Below are 8,094 nucleotides of genomic sequence, written 5' to 3'. Positions count from 1 at the left end.
AGATAACCATTCCTAACCCTCTGTAAAAAATCTTCTCCCGATTTTTCTATTCTATCTTTTGATTCTAACCTGTTTAAAGCAACTTTTACAGGAATATCAATTAAAAATATTAAATCTGGGTATGTGTTTAAAAGAATTTCATTGTGAACTCTCTCAATAAAATCAAGATCAACACCTCTTCCGAACCCTTGGTATGCAATCGAACTTTCCGCAAATCTATCTGATAATACAATATAACCTTCTTTAAGTTTTGGTTTTATTAATGTTTTAACATGCATGTTTCTATCAGCTGCAAACAGTAAAAACTCAGAGTACCCATCCATTTCTTCAGTTAAAAGAATACTTCTTATTTTTTCTCCAAATTTTGTTCCACCTGGTTCTTTCGTTAATATTACCCTATAACCAAGATTCTCTAAAAATTCTTTAACGTATTTTGCTTGAGTTGTTTTTCCTGCACCATCTATTCCTTCAAAAGTTATAAACATCATTTTCTCCTTGGGTAGATTAAGAGTCTAAGGTGAGGTTTTAATCCAACTAACTCTGTTACTAAGCCAAATTTTTCAATAAAATCGGCAATTTCTTTAAGATCTTCTTCCTCTCCTTCTAATTCTTTAGAAACACCACTTGCTGTAATCTCCTCCACGAGATTTTCTATATCTGTAAAGTTAATAACTTTTTCATTCTTTTTAACTTTAAACGATTTTTTTAAAAATTCTTTTATGCCACTTAACGAAGTTTTTTCTAATACTTTTATTTTAATTCCCAAATTTGAAGCATATTCAAGTAAATCTTTTCTTTTTTCAAGTGATTTCTTATCACATAGTATCAAGTTTGCCTTTTCTAAATCTTTTACGATTTTTCCACCAATTCTAACCGCATGGATTGCTCTTTCAACATAACTAGAATTGATACCTAAAACAAAAATTTTTAGTTCTTGCTTTTCTTCTCTATTTTTTAAAGTATTTTCAAAGTTTTCTGCTGTTTCTTTTTTGGGTTTGATTTCATCTGAAGCTTTTCTTATCTCAGGAAAAACTGGAAAACCACGTAAAATAGCGTCAACTGTTTCTGCAACATCGTTGTATATGGCATAAACCCCTCTTTCTCTTATCTCAATAAGGACATCAAAAGTTGGTGGTGATTTTCTTTCTAAGACTGTTTTTTGAGTGCCCCTTCTTATGGCTTCCTCGTCACTTAATGTAACGGAGGTAATTCCGCCTATTAGGTCCTGTAAGGTTGGATTGACCATTAAGTTTTCAATACTATTTCCATGCGCTGTTGCAATTAATCGAACGCCTCTTTCTGCAATAGTTCTACATGCCTTTGCTTCTTCTATTCGACCTATCTCGTCAATAATGATAGCTTCTGGGAAGTGGTTTTCGACTGCCTCAATCATAACTTCTTCTTGCGGAACTCCAGTTTGCACTTGCATTCTTCTTGCGCTGCCTATACCTGGGTGAGGAATATCACCATCTCCGCCAATTTCGTTTGAGGTATCGATTACTATAACTCTTTTTTTAAGTTCTGTACTGAGGACGCGTGCAGTTTCTCTTAATAAGGTAGTTTTTCCTACACCCGGTTTTCCTAAAAGTAGAATATTCTTGTCACTAACGATAATGTCTTTAAGAGGGTCAATGGTGCCGTAAATAGCTCTTCCGACTCTACAGGTAAGACCAATAACCTCACCTTTTCTATTGAAAATGCCAGAGATTCTATGGAGAGTTTTTTCAATTCCTGCCCTGTGATCTCTATCAAAGACGCCTATTTTATTTAAAGTCTCATTAATTTCTTCTCTTGTAACTGGCTCTTCCCTTAAGTAAATTGTCTTATCAGTATAGCGAGCCTCAGGATACCGACCCAAATCAAGTACAACTTCAATTAGAGACTCAAAACCCCCAATTTCAACGAGTTTATTTTTTATATCCTCTGGTAATATTCTTAAAAAAGCTTCTTTTTCAAAATCTACTTCATTTTCTTTCATTTATTCTCCAGAAAAATACTTCAATTTTTTTTCTTACGTCTTCTATATCACCAAATAAACTATATATCTCATATTGGTCTGTGTCAATAGTTATAACAGGTGCTATTGAAAATTTTGTTATCCACTCATCATACAAATCATTTAACTTCTTTATATAACTCTTTTTAATATTTTTTTCATAACTCCTTCCACGCTCTTTTATTCTTTTCATTAGTGTATCTACTGAAGTTTTTAAATAAATGACAAAATTGGGAGGGGTAATTAATTCAATGTAGTTCTCGTAAATTTTTTTGTATATTTTATACTCATCATTACTTAAGAGCAAATTTGCAAATATTTCTGCATCTTCGTATATAGTTCTATCAAGAATGATATTAGAATAGTTTTTTTCAATTTTCAGTTGTAGATTTGCTCTTTCCGTAAGAAAAAAAAGTTGAGAGTGAAATGCCCATCTTTCAGGGTTTTTATAAAATTTCTTTATAAAAGGGTTTTTTGCTTCAGGTTCTGGCAAAACATTAAACCCCCATTTTTCACTCAGGTATTTTGATAATGTTGATTTTCCAGAACCAATATTTCCTGCAATGGCAACAATAAATTTAGGTTTCATGATTTTAATTTTCTTTCTAGAACACTTAACTGACCCAACACGTTCTCCACTAGTTTTTTATTAAATTCTTCTAATTTAACTTTAGTGCTATTTTTTAGTTCAGTAATGATGTAGTTTCCTTGCATACCCAAAAATGTATTTCCTAAATCAAAAGTCAATTTTTCTTTAAATTTTTCCTTTTCGATTATTATTCTATCATTATTAATTATATTTTCTATTTCAAAAGTTGGTATGTTTCTAAAGAAAATTTCATTAAAAATATATGCAAGTAATGTGTTTACGTATTCATAGTAATAGTAATACAATTCAAATTGTTCCGAAAATTTATTTTTTATTTCTTCAAAGGCAAGTTTTCTTATGTAAGTGATGAACCCTTGAACTACAACAGGGTTTATGATGTATTTTCTTTTAGATTGGCTTTTTTGCATGTATTGGTTGATGTACCCCTTTCCGATACTTCCGTGGTTTATAAAATCGATGATGAATTTATTAATATTTATTTCTTCACTTATGTATATTGCAATCTCATTTTTATTATCAAATTCACCTGCTCCAAAAACGTAAAGATTGAATTCATCAATTAAATCGAAGATTTCTCTTGGAACGAAATTGATTTTCCATTGGGTTTCTATTTTTAAACCAAAAAGTTTTGTTTGTAGGTTCTCAACAATCTCAATGATTTCTAAAATGTCTTTTTCATTTACTTTTTCTAAGGAAGTGATTGTTTCGTTTAGTGTTTCATAGTAAGGAGCAGTTATTCTTATTTCTCTTGCTTTTTTAACGATCTCTTGACTTAAAATGTTGAGATTTTTTTCAAGCGTCTTTTTAAGGTCTATTGGTGAACTATTTTCAAAATTGTTTAAGGTAATATACGGTTTAACATTGATTGAAAAATTATTTTTATTCAAGCCTTTTAAGATTTTTTGTATGTATTCGATTGTTTCTTTTACTTCTGTTCTTTCGTTCTTAAGGTTTTTGCGTTTATCTACATCACTTTTTGATAAAAAGAAAGCAGAAAAGTGGTCAATGAATAACCCAAGTCTGTCTAAAGTTTCTAATATTGAGTTTTCTGTTAATTCTGAGAATGACTCAGTATGTTCTGTAATTGTTTGTGGTATTTTCTTTAGTTCGCTAATCCTTTCGCTGAAATTGCTACTTTTTATGCTAACTGGTTTTGCTTCCGTTAAGGCAACTGAAAGGATCCCAATAGCAGTATCATAGATAATGAACGGAATATTATCTGTTAGGCCAGAGTTCAAAAATTCTCCTAAATTTGTAAGAAATTTCCTAAATATTTTTATATCTTGAGTTTTGTAATTTCTACTTTTCTCTTCAAATAGTTTTAAACTATTTAGAGTGTTTCCTATGGTTGTTTTTAAAGTATTTATATCAGATTTTGTTAAACTTGATAATTTGTAGTCATACCTGTGTATACCACTCAATGTTGCCCATGAAGAAAAAGTATAGTAATAATCATCAAAGAAGTTTTCAATAATTGCTTCAAGATCACTTTCAGTTTTCATTTATGCTCACCGATGTATTTTTTAAGTCAACTGTTAAAATAGAGGTTTCTTCTACAGGCATTAATACTTCTAAAGTAAATTTTTCTGGCTGTCCGTCGGTTAATAGTTCCATAGTTAAATTAGCATTTTTACCTATAAAAACAATTTTTTGAGGGCTTTCAAAAATCACTTTTTCATTAACCTCAGAAAAGAAATCGTAAATTACATCTGACAAAGGGATAAGAATTAAGTTAGAATCTAAGAAATCTTCTTTATTTTCTGTAATTTCTCTTAGTGAGCCACCGTCTTCTTTTGTGTACACCTTTCCATTTAAAACAAAAATCTCTAAAGAAGTAGTTTTTTCATTTGTGGTATATAAGGTTTTAGTGTAGATGTTGTCTCCATCAATTATCTGCGTAAATGTGTAGTTTTTATCTTTCGTTATGTTTTGGAAAGTGTATTTGTAGTCTATAACACTTCCAAGCCATGAATTTATTTGCTCTTTAATGTATTGAGCGTCTCCTTCTTCTAATTGAACATCAGTTTTTCTAAAAAGTAATCTAAATGGTAATTTGACCAATGTTGTTTTGTAACCGATCCTTTCAACGCTTAGAAGGTTTGCAAATGAGAAATTCAAAAAAACAGTTTTCCCATATGGATCCGTAATGAAGTTATTGACCTTTGCACCAGCAACCCCTGTATTTAAACTTTTATCACTAACATCTACCTCCTCAACAACAAACATAAGTAAAAAAACTACAAGGAGAATTACGATTGTAAACAGTGTTTTCTTCATGTCAAAAGATCTTGTATGTTTGTTATTCTATAGATTTCAGGAATATCTGTTCCCAAGAAAGTCCCATACCAGAACCTCATAAGTTTTTTGTAGGGGTTATCAACCTTTATTAAATTTATATTATCCCGAATTAGTGTTTGCCTAAGGGTTTGGTTTACATAATTATTTTTCTTATTTGTTAACGCATCCTTCTCTATAAGTGAGTAGTTTTCTTTAAAGTACGCATCTTTTTTGTTTTGATCACTGGTATAGGCAGTCCAGAAATCGTTATAAAAATCTTTAACCTCTTTTTCGCTCACTGAGATATTTTTGGTAAGTTCATCTTCTTCTTTTTTAGCTAAAAGAAGTTTCTCTACGATCTTAGGAAAAGAATTCTTGCTTACATTAATAGTTATCAAGAAGTCTTCAAGAGCAAGGTCTTTATTGGTAAAATCTTTTCCTATCTCTTCCTTTAGGTTATTAACGTAGTTATTGATTTCAGTTTGTGAAACCTTCAGATTGTTTTTCTCCGATAAATTCTTAAGAATTGTATCGGAAATGGTATTTACATATGCAAGTTGCAACACATTCTTTGCTGCAACGAGTTCTTTTGGATCTGATGAAGTGAGGCTAGGCAGCTGTGCGTTCAGAGTTTTTGCTGCAAGGTAAATTTGGTAATTTATTTCATCGTAAGTTATTTTATTTTTATCAACTTCAAGAAACACATTGTTCCATGGCAAAAATACCGAGGTGTAAACACTTATAAATATTGCAACAATAACCAATAGTGATAAGATAGGAATTAATAATTTTTTAATATTTATTTTCCTTTTTTTCTTAAAAGTTTGACTGCTTTTCATGTTAGCTTCCTGAAGAAGGGTTTATGGGTTGTAGAGGTTCAGTCCCATCTGTTCCTGTGCTAGGGTTAGAAGGGGTGATAGTAGATGATTTGGATAAGCTATTTATCCAAGCTTGTAAATTGTTGAATGGAGTTGCAACAAATTTTCTTAAGAAATTAGCAATAATTCTTCCAGGATTTGTTGTCCTTACTCCGTATTGTTTTTTAAGTTCTTCAATGAATGCCTTTTTAACCTCTTGCTTCTTTACGTTTATGAGCTCGTCTTTTACCTTTGCGTAGGTATCTTTGTCAGCGAGTGTAGCTTCTTTAGCAGGTTGAATATCGATTAACTGTGCAACAACATAACCATCTTGAGTTTTAATTGGGGAAGTGATTTCTCCCTTCTTTAGTTTAATTACTGCGTTGAATATCTCAGGTCTTTCTTCTTTAGTAAAGTATCCTGTTTCTCCATTGTTGTTTTTTGTTGCTTCATCCTGTGAGAATCTTTTTACTGCTTCAATAAAGTCCATTCCCCTTTTTGTTTGGATTGATATGCTATTTGCTGAGGTGTACGCTAAATCTTGTGATTTACTATCATTTGGAGTAAAATTAAATTTGACCATCCTCACATTGACTTTTTCTGGTTGATCGTATGTTTCCTGAACTGTCTTTTCCCCCAAGATATGGATGATATGAAATCCGTATTCTGTTTTTACAGGACCTATAATGTCTCCCACTTTTACATTTTCATTAAAAACGGCATCTTCGAATTCTTTAACCATAACTCCTTTTCCAAAATATCCAAGGTTTTCATACTTTAAAACTTCTTTACCTTCTTTGTCGTTTATTTCCTTGACTTTATTCTCTGCAAAAATCTTGAAGTTAAAATCTTTTGTTGATTTTTTCTCGTTAATCTCTTTTAAAATATCATTTGCTATTTGTTCAGCCCTATTATTTGGTAACAAAACAAGTAAATGCTCTGCAGAGACTTCTTTAACAGAATTGAAAAACTTTTTAATTTCCTCGTCTGTTACTTTAATGTCTTTGTTCTTATCATTTAATGCGGCATCGGCAAGTAATGGTCTTTCAACTGATGGTCCAAAGACCTTCTCAAGGTATGTTTTGAATGCATCAAGAGAACCGTATTGAGCAGTTACATAATTATTAAAATTAGCTTCCCCAATTTGCTTTTTTTGCTGGTCGATATAACTATTAATTTGATCGCTTAAGTTTTTCTTATAAGTTGCTTCGTCTGCTTTTAGATTGTGGTCTTTTGCATACTGGACCAGAAGGGATTCTTCAATGAGGTTATTAATAATACTCTCTTTGAATTGTTGTTCTTGTGCGGCAGTTAGTGTTTGTCCAAGCTGGCTGTAGAGATCTTTATAGTAATTTAGATACTGGTCTACTTGGTTAAATGTAATGCTTTCTCTTCCGACCTTTGCAACTGTATCTTTTTCAACATACCCCCATACAGATGATACTATTCCAAAAATAAAAAGAAATATTAATATCGGAACAATAATTCTTGCTAACCTAGAAGGCTTCCTATTATGCACAACTTTAGGTATTTTACCCTGTTTTCTAAGTTGTCTAATTTTACTTTCTTTTCCCATATTTCACCTCTCATCTTTTAAAATTCCATTCTTTAGTATTATACTTGTTTTTATATAAATCGTATGCAATATCAAGTTCTAAAGAAGTTAATTTACTTTCAACAATCTCTTCGTTTAGAATTTCTTGCATGCCTTTGATTAAGTTAATTTTAACATCTTCAAAGGTTATTTTTCTTTTTAATTCTTGTGAGAGTGAAGTAATTTTATTTTGACCATCCTCTATAAGTCTTTGCCTTGTTTTTTCTTCAAGATTGAAGCACTCAAAAATGTCTCTTACATCAACCTCATAAATTATTGAACCGTGCTGCAACAAACCAATTTTGTTTCTCATCTGTGCTGAACCTACAACCTTTTTTTCATTAAGTAAGATATCAGAAAACGTTGGAGAAGCAAAGCAAGAAGGATTAGAAAAATTCTTGTCCTCTTTTTTAGAAAAGTATGCGTTTCCTCCAAGGTATTCTATTGCTTTTATTATCCCTGTTGAAAGGTGGTGAAATGAATCTAACAGGTTCATCTTGAGTATTCTATGTGGGTATGTAATTGTAATACTGTATGTTAATTCTCTGTCGTGTAGGACAGCTTTTCCTCCTGTGGGTCTTCTTACAAAACCATAACCTTTTTTTGTTAAACTTTCAAAATCAACTTCTTTAATTGCCGATTGAAAATAGCCAATTGAAAGAGTTGGAGGAACAAATTTGTAAACCCTCAAAACGGGACTTGAACCATATTTTGCTTGGGCAATTAACAGGGCTTCATCTATTGCCATGTTAAATGCTCC

General features: G+C 31.4%; 8 protein-coding genes. All 8 read right to left on the bottom strand.

Annotated features, from left to right (window positions below; genetic code table 11):
• The coding region (gene tmk, locus K6343_06370) for a dTMP kinase (protein MEF3245582.1) at window positions 1–485 on the bottom strand (485 nt) is incomplete at its 3' end.
• Entirely contained in the window at window positions 485–1,978 is a 1,494-nt protein-coding gene (locus K6343_06365) for an AAA family ATPase (protein MEF3245581.1), read from the bottom strand. The genes K6343_06365 and tmk, both read right to left, overlap by 1 nt.
• The gene (locus K6343_06360; protein ID MEF3245580.1) at window positions 1,965–2,585 is read right to left on the bottom strand and encodes a deoxynucleoside kinase; all 621 of its coding nucleotides are present in this window, start codon (window positions 2,583–2,585) and stop codon (window positions 1,965–1,967) included. Before K6343_06360 ends, K6343_06365 begins: the two co-directional genes overlap by 14 nt.
• Entirely contained in the window at window positions 2,582–4,108 is a 1,527-nt protein-coding gene (locus K6343_06355; GenBank protein MEF3245579.1) for a hypothetical protein, read from the bottom strand. Before K6343_06355 ends, K6343_06360 begins: the two co-directional genes overlap by 4 nt.
• On the bottom strand, window positions 4,098–4,883 hold the full coding sequence (locus K6343_06350) for a hypothetical protein (protein ID MEF3245578.1): 786 nt from the start codon (window positions 4,881–4,883) through the stop codon (window positions 4,098–4,100). The genes K6343_06355 and K6343_06350 overlap by 11 nt, the downstream gene beginning before the upstream one ends.
• Window positions 4,880–5,722 carry a SurA N-terminal domain-containing protein gene (locus tag K6343_06345; GenBank protein MEF3245577.1) on the bottom strand — a complete coding sequence of 281 codons (843 nt, stop codon included), beginning with the start codon at window positions 5,720–5,722 and terminating at the stop codon, window positions 4,880–4,882. Before K6343_06345 ends, K6343_06350 begins: the two co-directional genes overlap by 4 nt.
• A gap of 1 nt (window position 5,723) precedes the next feature.
• Window positions 5,724–7,316, bottom strand: coding sequence for a peptidylprolyl isomerase (locus tag K6343_06340; GenBank protein ID MEF3245576.1), 1,593 nt, complete (start codon window positions 7,314–7,316; stop codon window positions 5,724–5,726).
• A gap of 10 nt (window positions 7,317–7,326) precedes the next feature.
• Window positions 7,327–8,082, bottom strand: a complete 756-nt coding sequence (locus K6343_06335) for a lipoate--protein ligase family protein (protein ID MEF3245575.1) — start codon at window positions 8,080–8,082, stop codon at window positions 7,327–7,329.
• Window positions 8,083–8,094: the final 12 nt, after the last annotated feature.

This window comes from Caldisericaceae bacterium (assembly GCA_036574215.1).
GTDB lineage: Bacteria > Caldisericota > Caldisericia > Caldisericales > Caldisericaceae > Caldisericum.
This window is presented reverse-complemented; position numbering and strand designations above follow the sequence as displayed.